Consider the following 22,971-nt stretch of genomic DNA (forward strand, 5'->3'; position numbering starts at 1 on the left):
TTTTTTGTTTTATCGGTACAAGTTCTTGTACCGAGTCGAGGACAAGAACTTGTACCGATTGCACGCGGAGGGCAGTGCTTAGACTTTCATGAATAAAAGAGGTGTCCGTGGTATTATATGTAATTATGGGTTATGAAATAAATGGATTATTTGAAAAGAAAATGGGGGAATCAAAATATGGAACGTAAAATTCAACTAATGGAAACCTACGTAAATATCGACTTTGGAAACTCACCCTTTTTAAAATTAGATAAAGGGTTGCAAATTCCATACTCTTCAATCGAGGGAATAACAACAGGTAGACCAATACCCAATGCTTTTAAACTATATGGTGCTTTATTAGGAGAAAAGAGAAATGGTTTATTTAGATCAAATGGTGGTTATCAACTCCACTTTTTTGAAAATGAGCTTGGAACTCTTCATTTAGATTTGAATAGCTTGAAAGTTGGTATGTTCAAAATATCAAAGTTGATCATTGGTGTTGAAAATCCTGAAGAAATAAGTGAGAATATTTCCGAAAGAGTGCAGTGATAATAAAGGAAAAGTGTATTACAAACGTGATACGGTGGAACTTCGAGAAAAAAGCTTACGAGCTCAAAAACTTGTGAAGACATATAATGGTTGCGATCCAGAGGAGAAGAAATAATATGTGCGACAAGACAACGCAAAAAAGATCACTTCATTGTAGAATATAAGAATTATGAGATGGGCGGGAATTGTACATTTTTTCGGGGGAAGATCTTTATTATGTGTACTAGGAAAGAATAAGCGGGGCTTATACAATAATATTAGAGGTTGTAAACGCTTGCTTTTAATTTTGAGGATGCAATCAATGAATTACCGTAATCCCGTACATGAAGTATTTTATTATTCCAATACCAAAGGAGATGCCTTATGAATCAACAACAACTACCTAAGCCCCACCAACCGCTCGTAACCCACATCTTCACTGCTGACCCGTCCGCCCATGTCTATGAGGGCAAAATCTACATCTATCCTTCCCATGACCTCGATCATGACGAGCCGAGCAACGATAACGGCGACCAGTATAAAATGGAAGACTATCATGTCCTCTCGATGAACAACTTCGATTCCCCGGTGGTTGATCACGGCGAAGCGTTGCATCTGAGAGATATTCCGTGGGCCTCCAAGCAGCTCTGGGCACCAGATGCCGCTTATAAGAACAATACCTATTACCTGTTTTTCCCGGCACGGGATCATGACGACATCTTCCGTCTGGGTGTGGCAACATCAGAGTCTCCGGCAGGCCCATTCATGCCGCAACCGAATTATATGGAAGGTAGCTTCAGTATCGATCCGGCCGTACTGGTGGATGACGACAATCAGTCATACATCTATTTCGGCGGACTCTGGGGTGGCCAGTTGGAGAAATGGCAGACCGGCAGCTTCGTGCCAGATGCAGAAGGACCTGCTCCTGACCAGCCGGCGCTTGGACCGCAAGTTGCACTGCTTAGCGACGACATGCTGTCCTTCCAAGGCAAGCCTGCCGAGATATCGATTGTCGATGAAGACGGGAATCCGATTCTGGCTGGGGATGAGGAACGGAGATATTTTGAAGGCCCATGGGTGCATAAATATAACGGCTATTACTACCTGTCCTACTCTACAGGAACCACGCATAAGCTCGTATATGCGATCGGCAAGAACCCGATGGGACCATTCACGTTCAAGGGCGAGATTCTCTCTCCGGTTATCGGCTGGACAACCCATCACTCCATTGTGCAAGTTGAAGACAAGTGGTATCTGTTCTATCACGACAGCTCCCTGTCGGAAGGCGTCAACCACAAGCGCTGCGTTAAATATTCCGAGCTGAAATACAACGAAGACGGAACGATCCAGAGGATCAACCCTTATCCGGGTGCTGAGTAAGCTGGCAGGTTAGCGGAACAGATAAAATTACAAGATAAGGCATAACATGAGGCAGCTCCTGACGGGGCTGCTTTTTTGATAGGAGGAGGATCAGTTGTTTCACTCAAACTTGGAGAAAATCTCTGCTGAACAAAGAATACTTCAGCAGTATACTGATTGAATGAATAAATTTAACTTAATTAAACATTAGGATTAAATCCAAAAATCTGTCTTCGATTACCACTGAAGGAAAAAATACAGTTAACCGATCTTCTCAAGAAGCTCGGACTAGGTGCCAGTAAGAGGAGTTGATGTATTCGTAGTAGGGGAGAGTCATCAGCCATTATTTGCAACCCAGCCACATACCTATAAAAATCGCCAGTTCAGCAACAGTCCTGAGTACATCCGATCCGGTTCGGGTATATGAAGATTTTGCAACGTTGGATCTGATTTCAAATGGACGTGCTGAGATTGTTGCAGGACGTGGTTCACGTCTAGGTGCATATGAGTTATTAGGTTTTGATGTGAGTAACTATGAAGAGTTGTTTGAAGAGAAATTGGCTTTACTGCTGAAGATTAACGAAGAAGAGCGTGTTACAGCCGCATCAAAGCGGATTAGCGCCTCTAAACAGTATGCTACGAAGAATGAAATATGTCGCTGTTAGGTGTTTTCAAAAAATGTCATGTTATATTCCTTAATAATAGTGAAATAATGTCGATAAAATTATATAGTCCAATAGGAGAGGGGAAAACAATGCAAGTTTATAAGGGGCAACCCTATTAAATCTTACTCCGGTTATGAAGTATCAATTCAAAAAGGAAAGTTGAGGTTTTCGTATGAAAAAGAAGTTAATCAGTCTCATGGTAGCTACCCTGGTTTTTGCAAATGTTGGTGGGGTGGTGGCTGCTAAGAATTATGAATCCTTGCCACAAGCGGTTTGGACTCAAACACCGAATGAAGATTACATACCGATTCAACCAGAGAGTTTTTATGTGCCAGGAAAAGATACGCTGTACTTACATGTTGGAGAAGAAAGATTCTCTGAGACAAAAGCTTGGTCACCCGATACACTTCGAGCCGTAGATCCCAAAACAGGAAAGATTAAATGGGTATTCTCGTTTGCAAAGGCGGGATACGGATGGCCAAGTACAGAATATCCTTTTGCTTATGCACCAGACGGTACGGTATACGCCTATTTCTCATTTCCAGGAATTCTTTATTCTGTGAGCCCTGCAGGGAAGGAAAATTGGAGTAAGCGCGTAGGACAAGATCTAGGGGCATTTGACGGCAAGTTATATCGCATGAGTGACGGAAACTTAATTATTGCAGGTCAGAAATCGAATACAATCGGTGCAGAAACGGTACAACTACTATCTTTCGATAAAAATGGCAAGCAGAAAGCAAGTAAGGTGGTATCCGGAAAGCTAACTACTGTGTCGAAGAACCAAATCGCCATAGAGCTGTTAACAAAGCAAGGCAATGCTCAAAAAGTTGAAGTATACAACTCTTCCTTACAGCGCTCATTTCAATACACATTCCCAAAGGGAGCAGGAGTCAACTTTTATACTGCTTTTGCACTCGATGATGGTACTTTTGTGTTTTCAGTATATCAAGCAAATACGCGTAAACTAATAGCTTTATCTCCAAAAGGTTCCGCTATCTGGGGAAGAACAATCGATCAATTTGGGTTTGCTTTCCAAGCTGGGGATGATTATATGGTATTTAATCCTCAAACCAAAAAATTAAGATTGTTCAACCAGAAGGGTTTAGTAAAGGATAGGGTACTATCGAATTTTAATATGTCTGAGGGAGACGGTCTGCCGACAGCAAAGAAAACGGTAGAAGGAAACCTATATGTAGATTTGCTAACCACCCAGTATATTTTAGATGTAAAAACTTTGGCCTCTATTCACGAATTTAATGGAATAAAAGGGTCTGTATTGGACTACCGTGAGAATAGTGTCTTAGTATACGACTGGAATAAGAATAGCATCTCAAAGCATTTATTGAAATAAGGTTTTAACAAATTCTGAAAAACAAACCGACAACTGAAACAAGTCAGTTATCGGTTTGTTTGATATCATATGATCCAGGTGACCTGTGCTACTCCTTAATAAAGTCAGCCATCAATTCATGAATGATTTCTTTACTGCTCTTCACTTCAGTGATCAGATCAAAAATAGTCCGATTAACGATTAGATGAGTATCAAAATAAAAAAGCTATATAGAGGAGAGTGGGCTTTAACTTGGGTCAGTAGCGCTACAGGGAAATACTTAACCCATAGAAAGGGATGAAATAGTTGTTTACTTAGATACGTATTGTGTCTTATAATTTTAAAAAAGATACATATCGTATCTTAAAAAGTTTGTATCGCACAAGTAATTTAAGGGTGCTCGCATCTTGGTTCCAGTTTTTGTAGATAGCGGGGACGACCGATGGAAACGAAAAAAACGCCTTGGCAGGCACCGGAATTAGAGGTGCTGGATGTGCAGCAAACGACGGCTGGCTATGGATTCAGGCAAATTGATTGGATCGAAGAACATGATGCAGACCTATATGATCCATCGTCTTGATGATCATACTTCAAATTGAAAATCGTATTCTTGCTCAAAAGGTCGCCTGTGGGCGGCTTTTTCGATGCTCAGAATAAGGCGTAGCATCAGCCTCCTGTTGATGTAACATTTGTTCGAATACGTTGCGAAATTCGTTACGCCGCTCGACAAACATTGTCCAATTGAGGCCTCCACGAAAAAATGATTTCTCCAAAAACGGCTTATACAGACAGTTCATAATTATAACGGAACCTGTTCTTTCAAATCCAGTGGTTGAAACACATGTGATGTATCATCGTAAACGGCTCTTCTTTTGTCAGCTTCAAATGGACGGAGGTGAAGGAGTCAAAAAATACTCTTCTCTAAATACGATTGAATTTGCATGATCAGATTCCCTTCGCTTCGTAAGTCATTTGGAAGGAAGCATTGCTTACGGACAGTATGTCTGTATTTTTCGGCGCATTCAACCATATATTGGATTCATATTAAAGAGGTTCTACACCATTTATAGCGTTGTGAGAGGGGAGTGATCATTTTGAATACTTCTAAACAAATGATGTCTCATAATTCCAATGATCGTTTTAGTAAACTTGGAATTTATAGCGTCCAAAGTGTCTTTATTATTCTGTTCTTGCTGTTAACCCCTGTCTACTATTTGAACAAATGGGACTTTAAACGTCACAAAAAGCGGAATCCTTTCTACACCAGTAAATTGGTTCGATTGCAAGAGCGTTATCCGATTTTCTACGAATTGGCCATGTACGTTCAAAATTTTCCTATTCCTCGTAATGTTTACAAAGTTTTACCCCCTTTAAAGGGCGATGTTCTTCAGGTGGGCTGTGGTACAGGTTTATTGAACAAGTATCTTCGCAAGCAGAAGGATGTTCGTTTTCTCAACATGGATCCGAATATAAATGCTCTAAAACTTGGAAAGAAGTGGGGAAGGTTTAATTCTTATATCCATGCTTTCATTGATAAACCGACTTCTTTACCTGATCATAGTTGCGATATGATTTTGTTTGCAAGAAGCTTTCATCACATTCGCTATCACAAAAAAGCCTTTATAGAGAGCTGCAGACTGTTACGTGACGGTGGATCTATCATTATTGCGGACCCGGTTGTTCTCAAGTCTCTTTCAGGTTCTGTAACGGACGGTGGTTATATGGCGAACTCTTCGATTGATGGTGTAATTTGGAGATTTACCAAAGAAACATTAATTACTCACATAGAGCGCTGTCTTCCTCCTGAATTAAAGATAGAATCAGTAACCGAAACGAGACAAGTGCATGTAACGAATTATAATTTATTTGTACCTCAGACAGATATCGTAGTGGTACTGCGAAAAAGGGAGGCTGTATACAAATGACAACTAAATTTATTTATGGTGTTTGAAATCTGCAGCATTATTCAATGTTTATCCATTGCTCAGCCAGAAACATGTCTTGCGGATAATATAGGTAAAGGTATCTCTCCACAGAGGTGCCTTTTTTTGTTTTTAGGAACCAAGTCTTGTCCCAAGCTGAAGACAAGATCATTGTATAGGCTGCAACGTTTGTCGTGTCAAGGGAAGATGAGTTGCACGGGAATAACGGCGTTCTTGGGAGAATAGATATCATCCATTTGTTCACGTAACAGCTTTACGGCTGTTCGTGCCATTTCCTGTTCATCCTGCTGCACATAAGCTACGCCTGAAAGATGTGGATTATCAAAAGATAGCAAGTCGATATTTGAGTGAACGTTCAGAAGACTGATAGCGGCGGATGTAAGGCGTGCTGTTTCTTCAGTCAAGGAAAAGGCTGCCGAAATTCCACTGTGGTTCTGCAAGAAGTTGCTTACATAGTCCAATGCTTGCTCGCTGCGTAGAATGTCGAGAGGGATGTGACACCACAAGCTCTTGTCAATCGAGATGCCTTGATCTGTGTATGCCTGCTCAAAGCCGAGCGTGCGATCCTCGACGGCTGTATTGGCATTTTCAGGTGAGATGAGCGCAATCTGCTGATGACTCTTGGATAACAAATGGGATACAGCTTTATACGCACCGCCGTAATTGTCGGATGTAATGGTGTACGTCTCAATGTTGCGCAGATAGCGGTCGATGAACACACACGGGAATTTATCGAGCGACAGACGCAGTAATGATTCGTTATACTTCTCATCTTCTGTTGGAAAAACGATCAACCCCTTCACACCGAGCTCCGTTAGTGTACGAATGACGTTTGATTCGATAGAGGAGGACTCGCGCGTGATGCTTAGTACCATGCTGAGGCAGGCTTCTTGTAGGAAGTGTTCCGTGTAGTCAACGAGCTTCTGAATGACACGGGTTCTCATCGTCGGAATGATGAAGCCGATGAGCGGCATGGAGCACGCGCTGCTTGGGGATGGCGAGAAATTGATGCTAGAAACAACAAGACTAGAAGAGACGAATGAGCCTTTGCCTTGTACGCGTATAATTAATCCTTCGTCAGCTAGTAGGGTTAGGGCGTTCCTGACGGTTATTTTACTTACTCTGAATTCGTCCATTAGTTCTTGTTCAGAAGGAATGCGGTCCGTTGGCCGAAGCTGCCCTGATTTAATTTTCTGTATAATGTTTTCTCGAATTTGTTTGTAGAGCGCCAGCTTTTTCAAAGAGTAGCATCTCCCCATAAACTTTATGATTTTATAATCAATTGGTTATATAAAGCTTATTTCATATATATTATAATACGGCATGTAAAGCGCTTACAATATGGAATCTGAGAAATTGTTGCAAAGGGGTCTTTTCTTTGAAAGGTTAGAATTATGTTAAGGATGGTGGTGCCAAGATGGATTGTAACCGCTTAAATTAACAGAACTAACTAGTCAGCCGACTTTTCAAATGCATAACAAAAAAGAGAGGATGACGAACAAATGAAAAAACGTAGTGCTTTAATCTCCATCGTTACTCTCCTGATTATGTCACTTGTTTTTACTGCATGTGGTAATCCTTCTGGTTCAAAAACGGAAACACAGCAATTAGGCGCTAATGCCGGTGAGAATGCAACAGAATTATCATTTTGGACATTCGCAGATTTGCACGGCAAGCATTTGGATAAAATGCTGGGGTTATGGAACCAACAGAACCCAGACAAACAGATTAAGTTGAATGTAACGGTTATGCCTTACGATGATATGCACAACAAGCTCTTATTGGCAGTTACAAGCGGAAAAGGTGCTCCTGATATCGCGGATATTGAGCTTGGTCAATTCCCTAAATTCTTGGAAGGTGACAACGTTCCCCTGGAATCTTTGAATGATGTATTTGCACCATACAAAGACGTTGTGGTTTCTTCACGTGTCGAGATTTACTCCAAAGCTGATCAGGTTTATGGCTTTGATTATCACGTAGGTGCTACGCTTGCTTTCTACAACACTGAAATTCTCGAACAAGCAGGTGTTGACTACAAGACAATCAAAACGTGGGAAGATTACAAACAAGCAGGTATCAAGGTTTACGAAAAGACTGGCAAGTACTTAGGTACTGCTGATACATCAGCTTCGTGGCAAGCATCGCTGCTACTAGCTCAGCAAAATGCCGATTTTACAGATGAAAATGGTAATCCAAAAGTGAACTCGCCTGAAATGATTAAAGCGTATGAAATGTTAGTCGATCTGCAGAAGAACAATGTTATTCATACGATCCCTGGCGGACAACCCGACACAGAAGAAGCAAAAGGCGAATACAACAAAGGCAACTACGCAAGTGCATTGATGCCTGAATGGTACATGTCCCGCTTTGTAAACGAAATGAAAGACCTTAAAGGTAAGTATGCAATAGCTCCATTGCCTGTATTCGAAGAAGGTAATCCTCGTTCCGTTGGCTTAGGCGGTACTGGCACAGTTGTTACTAAGAATGGTAAAGACGTTCAGTTGGCAAAAGAATTTGTAGCCTTTGCTAAGCTTTCGAAAGAAGCTACTACAGAAATCTGGAATACACTTGGATTTGACCCAATCAACATGGAAGTATGGAAAGATGATGCAGTTACGAAAAACCCTGAAAATGAATACGTCCAATACTTTAAAACAAATGCATTTGATACTTTGAATGAAATCAAAGACGAAATTAGAGCGATTAAGTCCGTTAAAGCTTCACCAACCATCGGCAATATATTCAATACGGTTACTTTGAATGCTATCTTTGAAGATGGCCAAGACGTGAAGGAAGCGTTGGATGAAGCACAAGCAGCAATTGAACAAGAATTGAAATAAATATAATAAGTAATGATTTGATTAAACCTGTCGGCAGGTACAGTGGTCGGCAGGTTTAACCATAGTCAAGGGAGATTGAGAATATGATAAAGAAATTTGTATACTCTCAAAAAGTTGCACCTTATGTTTTTGTATTGCCATTTATACTCATATTTTTGATATTCTGGTTTTTTCCGCTTGTAAATTCATTCGTAATGAGCTTTCAAGATAGGATGCTGGGACAGGATCCTAAATGGATTGGTGAAGCAAATTATTCGAAATTACTTACTGATAAAGTGTTTTTGACATCTATTAAAAATAGCGTTGTGTACATGTTAGGAACCTTAGTGCTGTTGATTCCTTTTCCCATGTTATTCGCCGTTATGATCAACAGTAAGTTAATGATGGGAAGAGAGTTTTTTAAATCTTCTTTCTTTCTCCCTGCATTGACATCTGTCGCAGTTGCGGGTACCATTTTCCGCCTTACATTCGGTGAGATGGAAGGTTCATTAATGAACAGTTTCCTAGGTCTATTTGGTGTAGAGCCTATCAAATTTTTGAAAGACGGAAATTGGAGTATGGCAGCACTGTTAATCCTCGCATGTTGGAGATGGACAGGCGTTAATATGCTTTACTATCTATCGGGTTTGAAAAGCATTGACAATGAATATTATGAGGCTGCTTCAATTGACGGTGCATCTGCTTGGCAGAAGTTTAGAACGATCACAATGCCATTATTGAAGCCGACCACGGTATATGTTACAACAATTAGTGTTTATGCAGGTTTAGCAATGTTTACCGAGAGCCTGATGATGTTCAACGGTAACAAATCACCCCAAAATATTGGCTTAACCATTGTTGGATATCTGTATAGACAAGGGATTGAGCAGAATAAGCTGGGTTACGCAGCTGCAGTTGGTATCGTTCTGTTAGTCATTGCTATGGTTATCAATTTAACGCAGTTGAAATTTAGTGGAATGTTCAAAAAGGAGGAGGATTAAAGTGGGCAGAAGTCAGACGAGGAGTGATTTCATCTCTAGAATAGTAATTATTTGTTTATTCATTATACTATTCGTTATAATTATGATCCCATTCTACGCAGTGGCCCTATCTTCCTTTAAACCAGGTGAATCATTAGTTAGATATGGACTTAACCTAAGTTTGGATTTTGAAATCATGAGTTTTGATAATTTCATCTTTCTGTTTACTGGAGAACATGATTATTTTGTGTGGTTTTGGAACAGTATAATTTTAACAATCGTTCAAGTGGTTTTAACACTTTTTGTAAGCGCATTTGTTGCATATGGTTTTGCAGCATATCATTTTAAAGGTAAGAACTTCCTCTTTATATGTGTTTTACTCATTATGATGGTGCCTTTCGAAATACTGCTGGTTCCTTTGTACAGCCTAATTAATGATTTGGGAATGGTGAATAGCTATTCGGCAATCATTCTGCCCGGTATAGCCAATGCCGCGACAATATTTTTCTTCAGGCAATATCTACGAAGCATACCCAATGAGATTATTCAATCTGGGCGGGTTGATGGCGCAAACGAGTATGCGATTTATTTCAGACTAATTATGCCGATTATGAAGCCATCGTTTGCAGCAATGGCCATATTGAATGGTATGAATAGCTGGAATAATCTATTGTGGCCATTCATGGTGCTCGGAGATCAGAGTAAATATACACTTCCAATCGGTTTGAAAACGTTGTTAACTCCTTATGGCAATAACTATGACTTATTGATCGTGGGCTCCTTCTTCTCCATCATTCCAATTTTCATACTATTCATTGCTTTTCAGAAGTATTTCATAGACGGTATGACTGCAGGCGCTGTTAAAGGGTAATCTATATTATGATGAAACAGGTGATAAGATGGAAATCCAACAACGAGCGTCACACGACATTCAACCATTAATTGAACAGAGAGCTGATCCTTTTATTTACAGACATTCGGATGGTTATTATTACTTCGTAGCATCCGTTCCGGAGTATGATCGGATTGAAATCCGTAGAGCCCAGAACCTTGAGAAGCTTGTTACATCAACTCCTGTAGTGATCTGGAGAAAGCGCGAGACTGGTATCCTTAGTGCTAATATTTGGGCACCAGAACTGCATTTTATTGATAACAAATGGTACGTGTATTTCGCTGCCGCACACACGACGGAAACGAATGAAGGCTTGTTCGACCATCGGATGTACGTGCTAGAGAATGAAAATGCCAATCCGCTCGAAGGCAGTTGGATGGAAAGAGGGCAGGTTCGTACCGAGTGGGAAAGCTTCGCCCTCGATGCCACTACCTTTGAGCATAATGGAAGCCGTTATTACGTATGGGCACAAAAGGATCCGAATATTGAAGATAACTCTAATCTGTATATATCTAAAATGAGCATTCCGTGGACGTTGACTGGGTCGCAAACGATGATTTCGATGCCGGAATATGACTGGGAGATCATTGGTTATAAAGTGAACGAAGGCGCGGCATTTCTTCGCAAGGGTAATCGGGTATTCCTCTCTTACTCGGCTAGCGCCACCGATTTCAATTATTGCATGGGCTTACTTGAAGCCGATGCGGATGCTGATTTGCTCGATGCCACCTCATGGCGCAAGTCGCAAACAGCGGTTCTCTCGACAGATGAGAGCATCTCAATGTATGGTCCCGGTCATAATTCCTTCACGGTGTCAGAGGACGACGAAGAGACGCTATTTGTGTTTCACGCAAGAACGTACAAGAACATTATAGGAGATCCGCTGTACGATCCGAATCGCCATACATTTGTGACAGCGCTTTTGTGGACGGCTGACGGCAGACCCGATTTCCGCGGTTCTGTTGCAGCACTTGCACGTTCTTTACAATGATCGAGTGTCCCAACAAGGTTGGTTGATGGATTTGAGTTCGTTTATCCAACTTGCCAAAGAGAGACAGTTAGAACATCGATGGCACCCTACTGGGTGCCTTCGATTTCGCTCTACAGATGATACGTCGAACCGTAATACAAGTAGTGGAAAGTTGCCTTAAAACTTGCCGCTCCAGTTATCCCGGAAAATCATATCAAAAAAACAAAAACAGTCGCTGATCAATAGGATCGGCGGCTTTTTTATGTTATCGGTACGAGTTTTAGTCCATGCCAAGGACAAGAACTTCTATCGATTGCCGGAATGGACAAGAACATTGTCCGATTACCGTTAAGAAGTACATCTAAAGAATAAAGATGTAATTTAAATCTTAACAGGCAGCATAAATTTTGCACAGTTTTCAAATTTCTTATGGGACAAACAACTCGATAAGATACAAAAACGGGCTTTGAGTCACTTACAGCGAGACGAACTATAAGAGGTAATTTTCTGATTTGTTACAAGGTTAGCATATGTACAAGGTTGTAATTATGTAAATTTCAGTTGGAAATGATGATTTCAGCCTGATGTAATGATTTGTAAAATAAGGTTATCAAAAAAGAACAAGGAGAGGTTCCCATGACAAAACCAGACGTCACGCACCATCCACAGACATCAGGTTATAGCCATAAAATCAATGATCCATTCTGGTCGCATTATATTGAACTGGTCCGCAACGTAGTTGTTCCTTATCAATGGGAAGCGCTCAATGACCGTATCGAAGGAGCTGAACCAAGCCGGGCCATACGGAATTTCCGCATTGCTGCAGGGGATGAAGAGGGCGTTCATTATGGCATGGTTTTTCAGGATAGCGATGTTGCGAAATGGATTGAAGCAGCTTCGTACCTGCTCTCCGCGAAGCCCGACCCGGAACTGGAAGTCCTCGTGGATTCTGTTATTGAGACCATAGCTCGGGCACAGCAAGCCGATGGTTATTTGAACACGTACTTCACCCTGCGTGAACCTGGGGCGCGCTGGACGAACCTCGCCGAGTGTCATGAACTTTATTGCGCAGGACATATGATTGAGGCTGGTGTGGCGTACTATCATGCCACGGGCAAGCGCACGCTGCTGGATGTGGTTATTCGCCTGGCGGATCATATAGGCACCGTGTTTGGTACAGAGCCGGGACAACTGCCAGGTTATGATGGACATCAAGAGATTGAACTTGCACTCTTCAAATTGTATGAGACGACAAAAGAAGAGAAATATCTGGAACTGAGCCGTTATTTTCTGGATCAGCGGGGAGCGAGTCCGCATTTTTTTGTAGAGGAATGGGAGCAAAGAGGCCGTACCATACATTTTGGCGAGTTGGATATGGTTCACCGACACACGTACTCGCAGTCCCATCTGCCTATTAGGGAGCAGTCGACAGCAGAAGGCCATTCGGTTCGACTGGTTTACATGTGCGCGGCTATGGCAGATGTAGCTGCGAAAACGGAGGATACATCGCTGAAAGAAGCCTGTGAACGGTTGTGGAGCAACATCGTAAGCAAGCGAATGTACATTACGGGAAGCATTGGTTCATCAGCCAAAGAAGAAGCATTTACAGGCGATTATGATCTGCCTGGAGATACCGCCTACGCAGAGACCTGTGCCTCAATTGGCCTGATCTTTTGGGCGAAGCGCATGCTGCAGATGGAGCAGGATAGCCGGTACGCAGACGTTATGGAGCGAGCCCTGTACAACACGGTGATTAGTGGAATGTCTCTGGATGGTCAACGTTTCTTCTATGTGAATCCGCTTGAAGTCGATCCGAAGATGCAACGTGTAAATCCTAATTATGCCCACGTGCGAACACGCCGGCAAGGGTGGTTTGGTTGTGCTTGCTGTCCGCCGAACATTGCGCGATTAATTGCCTCATTGGATCAATATGTATATACCCCGGCTGTGGAACAGGCTACGTTGTATGTACAATTGTACATCGGAGGGGAAGGGGAATTCACACTTGAGGGTAGGAGAGCAGCCCTAACCATGGACTCTGACTATACCTCCACTGGAGATGTGAAGCTGATCGTTCGGCCTGATTCCCCAGAGGAAATGCAGTTTACGATAGCTCTGAGAAAGCCGGACTGGTGCAAGGTTCCCGAGCTGTGGATTAATGGTGAGAAAAGCGAACAGGATGGTTTTACTTTTGAATCCGGTTACATAAAAGTGACCCGTTCGTGGAAAGCCGGTGATGAGATTAAACTTCACTTCCCTATGGAGTTGCTGCGGATGAAAGGGCATGATCACATCAAAACCACTTTCGGAAAAGTAGCCATCCAGCGGGGACCGTTTATGTACTGTCTCGAAGAAGTCGACAATGGCCGCGGATTGCATCGCATTCAGCTGCCCCGGGATTCCGAGTTTCATATCGGTAGCGGGGAACAGATGCCTCTGGGGGTTCCGGCTCTTACAACCATTGGGCAGAGAATCGTATCCCAAGAAGACTGGGGAATACATCTGTATCGCAGTGATGTTCACTGGGATACACAACCTGCCGAGCTTCGGTTCATTCCTTACTTCACTTGGGCCAATCGGGATGAAGGAGAAATGAGCGTTTGGATTCGCGAAAGCGAATAAGAAGAAGTCTACTCGTGCTGCTGTAAAAAGGTATGCAAAAGGAAAGCGCCCGATAGACCCACAATACGCGCTGTAGGATAACGCGATCTTTGATGAGCGGACACTTTTTTCACGGCATCAGTTCTGATTGAGTCAGTTTATTTATCTGAGTTGGTAAACTTGCTGCGGAAGTTGGAAGGAGAGATGCCCTCTTTTTTCGAGAAACAGGAAGAGAAGTAGGATACATGATTAAAGCCGATCTCTTCGGCGATGCGAGCAACGGACCAGGCGGTTTGCAGCAGCAGCTTTTTGGCCTGTTCGATTCTGTAATGCAGCAGATATTCCATGGGTGTCATGCCATACACTTTCAGCATGCTGCGTGCGAGATAGTTTGGATGGTAGTTAAGTTCCTTTTGCAGCATCGGATTGGAGATCGGTAGCGGGTAATTGTGGCGGATATAGAGTTCAACTTTCTCGGCAATCCGGATTGCGGCAACGTCTGACAGTGAAGACAGCCCAAGATCCAGATGCTGCATAAATTGCTGGAAGGTCGCCTGTCGTTTCCAATTGCGCAGGGACTGAGGCTCCTGATCAAGCTGAGAGAAATGCTCCAGCAGTTCCATATCTTTGATTGCAATGTGCAAATGTTTGGGAATGAAGATGGAACAGACATCACAGTGGTTCAGATATGCGCTCACCTTATGTGTCTCGATTAGTTCGGCTTGATTGGCGAGACATTCGTCCATGTTGGCAGACTCTCTCCAGCTGCCAAAGGTTTGAAAATGAATCCAGATCATTTCCGTTTCCGCCTTACAGGCTGCGCTGCCGTAATGATGTCCATCCGGCTTAAGGATCAGTGCTTCTCCCTGGTTCAGAAGCCATTCTGTCCCGTTCTCGCTAATGGCGAGCGAACCGCGTGTAACAACAATTAGATCAAAGACACCGATGTCACTGCGGCTAATGTGATATTCACCGGCTTCGTAACAAGCACGTCCGCAATCAATAAAATAGGGAATGGGCGGGGTAATGAAATGAAGGATGGGCGAGTCCAATCCGGCACCTCCGAACAGGTTGAAATATTTAAAATTCATGTTGGCATCGAGAATTTATTTTTTATGATACAGCAAGTAACATAGAAAATAAAGCGCTTACGAAATTCAGTTTTAACCTTCAACGGATTAAGGTTTAGAACCTTATCTTCACTCTCGTACTGGTTGTGATGATGATTCCAATGGAAATTATTATCATGCCCCTGTATGGCTACACGATATAGGCTCCACGTAAGTGGAGTAACGGTTATAGGATTCGATTATCTTAACAATCGACTTAGAGATTCTACTTTAGACGAAAGAATGAACGTCATTTTCGATGGATCGGTCAAAGGTATTTCGTAGAAGAAACTATACTTACCGGTTTAAGAGAATTAAACCCCTAATGGATATGATCACATATATACAGGAGGTTATAATGACAATGATTTCGAAGAAGTGGAAGCCGCTCATGATCGCGCTGCTCCTGGCATTTTCAAGTCTGCCGCTGCAGGTTAGCGCTTTGCCTGGGGCCGCGACGGCTGCGGTAAAGACCGGTATCTCCAATGCCAGCCTGTCGGCCAAAGTTGGCGACTTAGGTCAGATTGAGGAGCTTTATATCAACAACAATCCTACCAATAAACAGGGGAAGCCAATCAATTTCGTCCTGCCTAACACTACATCGCCGCAGAATGGTACTCAGCACCAATGGATGGGGGAAATGATCTTCTCTTACCGTACGGGTGCCAATGGACAATTCCCTGATAACAGGGACGGCTTTGTAGAAGTTGATACCAATAAAACATTGGCTGCCGGGGGATCTACACAATATTCGACCATTAATCCGGATAACCCCTATATGAACAAGACCGCATCAGCAGACGGCAAGAAGGTAGAAGTCAACTTTATTGGACAGAACCTAGACTCTACGGGCCAGCGGGTAATGAAGGGCTTCGATGTGAAATCCGTTTTTGATATGGAGACCAATGACGGTTCACTGCTTTGGGAAATTACGGTGAAGAACAAGAGCAATCAGTATATCGAATTCGGAGATATCGGCTTGCCAATGCCTTGGAATAACAAATATCAGACCTTATCCGATACCTATGATGACCGTGTGACAGTGCATAATTTCGCAGGTGCTGACAGTGGATATTCTTATGCCATCCGCACCAGTGGTGAGGGAAACTTTATGCTCTTCACTCCGGTGCCGGAAAGCGGCGCTCGAATCGAGTATGTGGATTATTGGATGCATGAAGCAGGAGAGCGACGTGCTGCAGACACCTTTAAGAACTGGACAGGAGACAGTGGCGGCTGGTATCCGGGGCTGAACGTGCTCTATATTCACTCCAAAGAAATCCAAAAAACGGGACGCGGGTACTTTACTGATGCTTCCAGCCTCGTCCTAGGACCGGATGAGTCCAAGACGTATAAGTTCAAATTCTCCGCAGTCCGTGGAGGCGACAATACGCCGCAGGAAAGCGCCCAAAGCCCAAATAATAGTTCGACCTCGATGGAAGACCGTGAAGCCAATCTCCGGTCCATCCTATATAAATCAGGTATGATTGATGCCGTAGCGGTGCCGGGCTTCCAGACAGCGATCGATATGCCTGTCAAGATAGACCTGCACTATGACGACAATATCGTTGATGTACAATCCATCGATATTCAAAATGTGGCAGAGAATGATCCGTTTGACGAAGCGCATATTCCGGATATCAAGTCTGGGAAGAGCAGAAAGGAAATGGTTGACAACTCGCGGGCGGAACGTGGACTGCCTGACGGGAACCCCGGCTACAACGAGTCGGTTGAGTTTGTGGAGACCAAGATCGTAAATGGTGAACAGCATCACATCTATTCGCTTCAGTTTGATTCGATCGGCAATAACAGCGTGCGTATCGAATATAAGCTGAAGGACGGCAACGAATGGGTGGATAAATTCACTCAATTTGAATTCAATGTTCTAGCCGAGCTGGATGCAATCTCGGATGCCCATTCCGAATTCATGGTCCAGCAAACACAGGATAAGAATCCGGAAAGTCCAACTTATGGTAACTATTTCGACTGGTATCTTACAAGCGGCATCGATCTAAATACAAGCCATTGGGGAGATGACTGGAGCCATGACAACATCAACTTCATGACGATGAAGAACTATCTGGCTCCCAATCCCGATGAAATTCGCTCTATCGAGACATTCCTGATCGACTTCATGTGGGAACGATACATGAAGAATACTCAGGATAGCTACATCGTTGCGAACTGGCTGAAAGATTCTGGAGCGTATACCGACAAAGATAAGCCTTATACACGTACCTTCTCCGAAATCATGGAAGCTACCGGATTTTTCAACATGTACCGGATTCAGAAGGCTTATCCTAATCTGATCGAGTACCGGGAATCGCCTCAGTTTTATCTGGAGAAAGCTTATAACATTTACTATAAGCGCGTTTCCACCGGGGCCATCGGATTCTATGGCGAGCAGCAAATCCCGGATATGATTGAAGCACTGAAGGAAGAGGGGATGCAGAACGAGTCAACCAATCTGCAGAAGAAGTTCGCCCTCGACAAGGGACGGAATATGACCAGAGCCACTTATCCTTACGGATCGGAATTTGAATATGACAATACTGGCGAAGAGGGGGCTTATGCAGCAGCGAAGGCTCTGCGCACGTACTATCCAGCAGACGCGCTTACAGGTGCAGCTGAGAAAAGTATGGAAATGGCCGATTGGAAAACACGTGCCATGCGCGGGATTCAGCCTACCTGGTTCCATTATTCCGTGCCCGTTTTCCGCGGCGGTGAAGGCTGGTGGAATTTCCAATATACTGCGTCTTTAGCAGGTTACATTATGGATGACTGGCTAAGGTATGAGAATGATGGCAGATCGGTGGAGCAGAAGGCAATTGCACAGCAGCGCAATTATGCCGCTAAGATTTCGAATTTCAATGCCGTCAATATGGGACAGATTTCGGCTAATTCAGTTGGCGGTACCTCTTGGAGATATTCGATGTATAAAGGAGGCACAGGTACGAAGGACGTATACGATGGCGGCTCACGCGTCATGAGTAACGGCTGGAATGATTTTTCGGGCGAATCAGAAGAAGGCCTCTATGGTTCCCTTCTCAGCATCAGCTCCGATATTGTTACAGATCCGATATTCGGGCTGTTTGGTTATGGAGCGCTGGTGAGTGACGCAGGAGACAGCTACAACATTACGCCGAAAGACGGTTTCGGCAAACGAATCAATCTGATCGATGAGAAAATCTATTTGGAGCTGGAAAGCGATAAAGTAGAAAGCGCGCAAATTCAAAAAGATGGTAAGGGTTTTACACTTCAGCTCCTGAATCCATCAGGGAAAGAGCATACTTCACGGATTTTGTTCGATGGAGTGGGGATCGAGAATGGCTACTATACCATGAAGCTGAATGGTGCAGATGCCGGACAGTTCTATGTTCAGAACAATGAAGGCGTTGCCATGTTTCAGATGGGTAGCGTGCAGCGTGCTGAATTGATCATTGAAAAGTCAGCCGGCGGTGAAAATGAAGCTCCGCAAATTACTGTAGAGCTGGCGACACAACATCCACAGGCGTTGATTCCATTTATGCTGAATGGGATTGTAACCGATGATGGCGCGCCGGAAGGAACTCTGTCTTACCAATGGGAAGTGGTCAGTGCCCCAGAAGGCGCCAAGCTAACCTTTACTCATCCGAAAGCAAGCATTACACAGGCTACGGGTACCAAAGCAGGCTCATATACGGTTAAGCTTAGCGCAAGTGATGGACAACTGACTGGCTCCAGCCAGGTCATCTTCGAACTGGCTTCACCGCCGGATAAACAGCCTCCAGCAATTGGCCACGTAACTGCGGTTCAGGATGTTGCAAATAACAGTATCGTGGTATTGTCCGGGGAGGCCATTCCTGACCCTGTGCATAGCGAGGCAGAAGAACCCCAGTTGAAGTACACTTGGGCCGTCAAGCAAAAGCCTCAAGGTTCAGTGGACATTTCATTTGTGGATGGTGACAAAACAGCAGCCTATGCGCGTGTAAGCATGGCAGGCACCTACGTGTTTACCTTCAGTGCGACAGACGGAGACAAGAAGGCCAGCAAGGATATAACGATAGAGATTAAGGAAGATACCGTTGACGTTTACCGGGCACTCAGCGTTGTCACCAAGAAGGATATTGAACCAGAACTTCCTAGACAAATCTATATTCTGTCAGAGGAAGGGTATCTAGAGCAGGAAATCACTTGGGATGCTATTGATCCAAGCGGCTATGCTAGTGTAGGCCAATTTGAAGCCAGAGGAAAGGTCAATGGCAGTGCCTTGGAGGTATGGGCTACCGTACATGTCGTGAATACTGAGCTTCAAAATGCGGCGCTGACAGCCAAGGCTTCCGCTAGCTTCTCTGGTGGCGACGGATATCCGGAAGCGATGAATAACGGCATTGAACCTAAAAGCTCGGCAGATTTCTCGCCGAACCGTGGTGCCCCCAACAGTGCATGGCATAACTGGGGTAGAGAAGGAGATCCAGCATGGGTGACGTATGAATGGGATCAGCCATTCCTGGCCTCATCAATGGATGTATATGTATTTCAAGACAACGGCGGGAACTTCCGTCCAAAGGATATGCAACTTATGCTTCGCGGCGAAGATGGAAAATGGTACACCCCGCGGGACATAAAGGGATTGGGCAATGAACTTAATAAATACAATACGACTACCTTTGAGCCCGCATATATTACAGGTGTTCGTATGGACATGAAGCCCTCCGTTAATGGCAGTGGTATTCTGGAATGGAAGATATACGGCTATACCGGAGCGGTAGATAAGTCAGAACTGATCAAGGTCTATAACTATGTAAATACATTAAATTCTTCGAACCTTGCAGATCCTGGCCTTGCTCCAATAGAAGCGGCGAAGACAGATGCATCTGCTGTGATCAAGAATATGAATGCAAAAGACGAAGAAGTTAGCCTGGCGCTTGAGAAGCTGTTGATGGATTTGCGTTTGCTCAGTCCGAGAGACGGCAATATGGCCTTCCTCGCAAATGCTTCTTCCAGCTATACCTCTCCTTGGGAGAGTCTGGCTGCAGTAAACGACGGAAAGAAAGATGGCAATAACATTTTGCATTGGGGAACCTGGGGCCATGAGGGCGCAGAGGAGTGGGTGCAATATGAATGGCCGCAGGGTTCCACCATCCGGAGTTCGAATCTGGTGCTGTGGTCAGATGGCGGCGGAATCAAGCCGCCTACACAAATTGTATATTCCTACATCCCTGCGGATAGCGCAACTGATGAATGGATAACAGCGGGAACGATTACGGAGGGAATCAAAGTGGTTGAACATACTCCAGTGGAATCCTCCAATCCGTACACGTTTGACTCGGTGCTGAATGTAAAAGCACTGCGGGTTACCCTGACCAAACAATCGCGGGCAGGCGATAACGGTGTAGGCCTATGGGAATGGGAAGTTCACCAGGCCATACCCAGTCCTGATCGTGAGGCTCCAGTAACACCGGCCGGTATGGCACCGTCCATTCCTGATGGAGATGACGGCAAACTGATCGGTGTGACAACAGAAATGGAGTATAAGAAGGAAGGCGAAGAAGAATATATTGCAATTGCAGGAATTGAGGTCACAGGTCTCACCGCCGGTAAATATTATGTCCGGTATATGAAGACCGGTTCGCTGAGCGCCAGCCTGGATAAGGAAGTCTTTATTCCGGAAGAGCAGACACAGGAGCAGGTTGCACCCGATGAGAGTGGGTGGGTAATCTCACACGCCAATTCGGATACCGGCATAAAAGGCATAATTGAGGGTTTGAATGATACGATGGAATACCGGAAGCTGGGCGAAGAGGACTACACGCCTGTTACAGGTTCAAGTATCAACGATCTGGAGCCTGGCAGCTATCAGATCCGGTATGCAGCCACAGACAGCCTTAAGGCAAGTCCGCCGGTAACCGTGGACATTCGCAATGAAGCCAGGGCAGACAGAGAGGCACCAACAGCGGAAGGACTCGTCATTACACCGCCTACAGCGGCAGGCGGAAATGACGGCAGAATTGAAAATGTGACTGTCGATATGGAGTACCGGAAGGTGGATCAAGGTGGTTACATGCCGGTGAGTGGAACCAGCATTGAAGGCCTCGAAGCCGGCAGCTATGAGCTCCGGTACGCCGGGACGGATATGAGCAATCCAAGTCCTGCTATCCTGATCGTTGTGCCTGACGGAACCAAGCAGGAGCAAAGTCCGCCGTCCAGTGCAGAGGTCAAGGCTGTAAATGTCAGTGCAGCTGGGGCCAAGGATGGTAAGATCACTGGTGTAAGTCCTGTAATGGAATATCGGCTAGTAGGAGTGGACGCTGGCAGCTGGAATGCGATCACAGGCACAGAGGTTACAGGTCTTGGCAACGGAATTTACGAGGTAAGATATAAAGAGACGGCAACTCATTATGCGAGCCAATCTCTTACTGTCGTTATCAGCAATCCAGTCATCAATCCGAAGCCTACGGAAACACCGCCGTCAACGGATGCACCTGTGTCAGTGACCACACCTTCACCGGTTCCTGAAAACATCAAAGTCGAAGGGAATTGGATTAAGATTGTGGCACCAAAGACGGATACCAAAACCGGTAAAGCTAAGGGAGCACCCCTCCGGCAGGAAGACCTTAATAAGGCTCTGGAGCATGTAAAGGCGAATAGCAATAATATTAAAACAATTATGGTGGATATTCCGAAAGCAGAGGGAGCCCATTCCTATGCGGTTGAGCTTCCTGCAGCTGCACTAAGCGCAGCGCATGCCAACATCAAGATCGAGATTAACACGGAATTTGGAACCATTGCAGTACCTTCTAATTTGCTAAAGTATGTATCAGGTGCCAAAAATGTGGAACTGTCACTGAGCCGGCTAGATACTGTAAAGCTTCATTCAGATGTAAAATCAGTGATAGCCAGCAGACCTGTTATTGCATTCGCTGTGCAATTAGATGGAGAAGAAATGGCAACCTTGAATGCACCGGTTGAAATCAGCCTGCCTTATACTCCTGATGTTGAAGAATTGGCCAATTCCAAATATCTTACAGTTTCGTACGTGGCTGCAAATAGTACATTTGTTCAGCTACTGAATGGCAAGTACGACAGTGCTCTACAAGCCATGGTTTTTCCAGCGGAAAACACAGGTGAATATGCAGTTGTTTATACGAAGAAGTTCTTCAATGATGTCGTCAAGGATTCGTGGTACGCACCAGCGGTTGAAACAATGGCGTCCAAAGGATTCATCGACGGGACATCAGCAACAAGCTTTAGTCCCGAGCAAAAGGTCACAAGAGGTGAGTATCTAGCTTGGTTGGTAAAGACACTGGATCTCAAAGCAGAGTTAAACACCACCTTCAGTGATATGAAGCGAACAGACCTCTATTATGAGGAAATTGGAATCGCCAAAGCACTCGGGATCGCCCTGGGCATGAAGGGCAGGTTCTATCCGGAAACGGAAATTGCTAGACAAGAATTGGCTGTACTGACCATGCGGGCTTTGCGGGCAGTTGGGAAAACCGAGCAGACCCGTACAGCTGAGGATCTCAAGAGATTTACAGATGCGGAAAATGTAGCAAAGTACGCAATTGATGACATGGCTGCAATGGTTAGAATGGGGTTCATAAACGGGCGAAGCAATGTCACCCTGAGTCCTGGCGGAACGACAACCAGAGCAGAAGCTGTTCAGGTTCTGTATAAGATTTTCTTGCAGCTATAATTAAAGAAACCGACCTTGATTCTGTTTTATGAAGGACCAAGGTCGGTTTCCTTTTTAGGGAGTGCTTCAAGCATGATGCCGTGCCCAATGTTAATTACCCCATACCTGGAAAAACTTA

General features: G+C 44.3%; 13 protein-coding genes and 1 pseudogene. 12 read left to right on the plus strand and 2 right to left on the minus strand.

From position 1 onward, the window contains the following. Positions 1-177 precede the first annotated feature (177 nt). From NST33_RS16300 to NST33_RS16325, 6 genes and pseudogenes are all read left to right on the plus strand, one after another. Positions 178-531 carry a hypothetical protein gene (locus NST33_RS16300; protein ID WP_339303997.1) on the plus strand — a complete coding sequence of 118 codons (354 nt, stop codon included), beginning with the start codon at positions 178-180 and terminating at the stop codon, positions 529-531. Positions 532-894: 363 nt separating this feature from the next. After that, entirely contained in the window at positions 895-1,890 is a 996-nt protein-coding gene (locus NST33_RS16305) for a glycoside hydrolase family 43 protein (protein WP_339303999.1), read from the plus strand. A 283-nt stretch (positions 1,891-2,173) separates the two neighbouring features. Then, positions 2,174-2,468 (plus strand): annotated as a pseudogene (locus NST33_RS16310) (LLM class flavin-dependent oxidoreductase); the annotation flags it as partial. Between the two features lie 238 nt (positions 2,469-2,706). After that, positions 2,707-3,885, plus strand: coding sequence for a hypothetical protein (locus tag NST33_RS16315; protein WP_339304001.1), 1,179 nt, complete (start codon positions 2,707-2,709; stop codon positions 3,883-3,885). Positions 3,886-4,306: 421 nt separating this feature from the next. Then, complete coding sequence (locus tag NST33_RS16320; RefSeq protein ID WP_339304002.1) at positions 4,307-4,444, plus strand: paeninodin family lasso peptide; 138 nt, start codon at positions 4,307-4,309, stop codon at positions 4,442-4,444. A gap of 514 nt (positions 4,445-4,958) precedes the next feature. Beyond that, positions 4,959-5,789, plus strand: coding sequence for a class I SAM-dependent methyltransferase (locus NST33_RS16325; RefSeq protein WP_339304004.1), 831 nt, complete (start codon positions 4,959-4,961; stop codon positions 5,787-5,789). A gap of 194 nt (positions 5,790-5,983) precedes the next feature. Here the strand turns inward: NST33_RS16325 and NST33_RS16330 are convergent, their stop codons facing one another. Next, entirely contained in the window at positions 5,984-7,048 is a 1,065-nt protein-coding gene (locus tag NST33_RS16330) for a GntR family transcriptional regulator (protein WP_017688249.1), read from the minus strand. Positions 7,049-7,309: 261 nt separating this feature from the next. Between NST33_RS16330 and NST33_RS16335 the strand changes: the two genes are divergently transcribed. The 5 genes from NST33_RS16335 to NST33_RS16355 all read left to right on the plus strand — a co-directional run bounded on the left by NST33_RS16335 (position 7,310) and on the right by NST33_RS16355 (position 14,090). Further along, positions 7,310-8,647 carry an extracellular solute-binding protein gene (locus NST33_RS16335; protein ID WP_315372013.1) on the plus strand — a complete coding sequence of 446 codons (1,338 nt, stop codon included), beginning with the start codon at positions 7,310-7,312 and terminating at the stop codon, positions 8,645-8,647. An 83-nt stretch (positions 8,648-8,730) separates the two neighbouring features. Next, entirely contained in the window at positions 8,731-9,627 is an 897-nt protein-coding gene (locus NST33_RS16340; RefSeq protein WP_100527509.1) for a sugar ABC transporter permease, read from the plus strand. A gap of 1 nt (position 9,628) precedes the next feature. Further along, positions 9,629-10,477, plus strand: a complete 849-nt coding sequence (locus tag NST33_RS16345) for a carbohydrate ABC transporter permease (protein WP_339304007.1) — start codon at positions 9,629-9,631, stop codon at positions 10,475-10,477. A 28-nt stretch (positions 10,478-10,505) separates the two neighbouring features. Further along, complete coding sequence (locus NST33_RS16350) at positions 10,506-11,489, plus strand: family 43 glycosylhydrolase (RefSeq protein ID WP_339304009.1); 984 nt, start codon at positions 10,506-10,508, stop codon at positions 11,487-11,489. Positions 11,490-12,104: 615 nt separating this feature from the next. Continuing rightward, entirely contained in the window at positions 12,105-14,090 is a 1,986-nt protein-coding gene (locus tag NST33_RS16355; protein WP_339304011.1) for a beta-L-arabinofuranosidase domain-containing protein, read from the plus strand. 137 nt (positions 14,091-14,227) lie between these two features. On the opposite strand, the gene NST33_RS16360 is transcribed toward NST33_RS16355, so the two are convergent. After that, entirely contained in the window at positions 14,228-15,160 is a 933-nt protein-coding gene (locus NST33_RS16360) for a helix-turn-helix transcriptional regulator (protein ID WP_260632768.1), read from the minus strand. Positions 15,161-15,536: 376 nt separating this feature from the next. Here NST33_RS16360 and NST33_RS16365 point away from each other — a divergent pair, with 376 nt between their 5' ends. Beyond that, positions 15,537-22,853, plus strand: coding sequence for a DUF5695 domain-containing protein (locus NST33_RS16365; protein WP_339304013.1), 7,317 nt, complete (start codon positions 15,537-15,539; stop codon positions 22,851-22,853). Positions 22,854-22,971: the final 118 nt, after the last annotated feature.

Source organism: Paenibacillus sp. FSL L8-0435 (assembly GCF_037965655.1).
Taxonomy (GTDB): Bacteria; Bacillota; Bacilli; order Paenibacillales; family Paenibacillaceae; genus Paenibacillus.

Excerpts from the sequence above, each read along its gene's own strand:
- NST33_RS16365 (WP_339304013.1), top strand. The coding sequence starts at position 15,537 with ATGACAATGATTTCGAAGAAGTGGAAGCCGCTCATGATCGCGCTGCTC.
- NST33_RS16320 (WP_339304002.1), top strand. The coding sequence starts at position 4,307 with ATGGAAACGAAAAAAACGCCTTGGCAGGCACCGGAATTAGAGGTGCTG.
- NST33_RS16350 (WP_339304009.1), top strand. The coding sequence starts at position 10,506 with ATGGAAATCCAACAACGAGCGTCACACGACATTCAACCATTAATTGAA.
- NST33_RS16335 (WP_315372013.1), top strand. The coding sequence starts at position 7,310 with ATGAAAAAACGTAGTGCTTTAATCTCCATCGTTACTCTCCTGATTATG.
- NST33_RS16355 (WP_339304011.1), top strand. The coding sequence starts at position 12,105 with ATGACAAAACCAGACGTCACGCACCATCCACAGACATCAGGTTATAGC.
- NST33_RS16315 (WP_339304001.1), top strand. The coding sequence starts at position 2,707 with ATGAAAAAGAAGTTAATCAGTCTCATGGTAGCTACCCTGGTTTTTGCA.
- NST33_RS16340 (WP_100527509.1), top strand. The coding sequence starts at position 8,731 with ATGATAAAGAAATTTGTATACTCTCAAAAAGTTGCACCTTATGTTTTT.
- NST33_RS16300 (WP_339303997.1), top strand. The coding sequence starts at position 178 with ATGGAACGTAAAATTCAACTAATGGAAACCTACGTAAATATCGACTTT.
- NST33_RS16305 (WP_339303999.1), top strand. The coding sequence starts at position 895 with ATGAATCAACAACAACTACCTAAGCCCCACCAACCGCTCGTAACCCAC.
- NST33_RS16360 (WP_260632768.1), bottom strand. The coding sequence starts at position 15,160 with ATGAATTTTAAATATTTCAACCTGTTCGGAGGTGCCGGATTGGACTCG.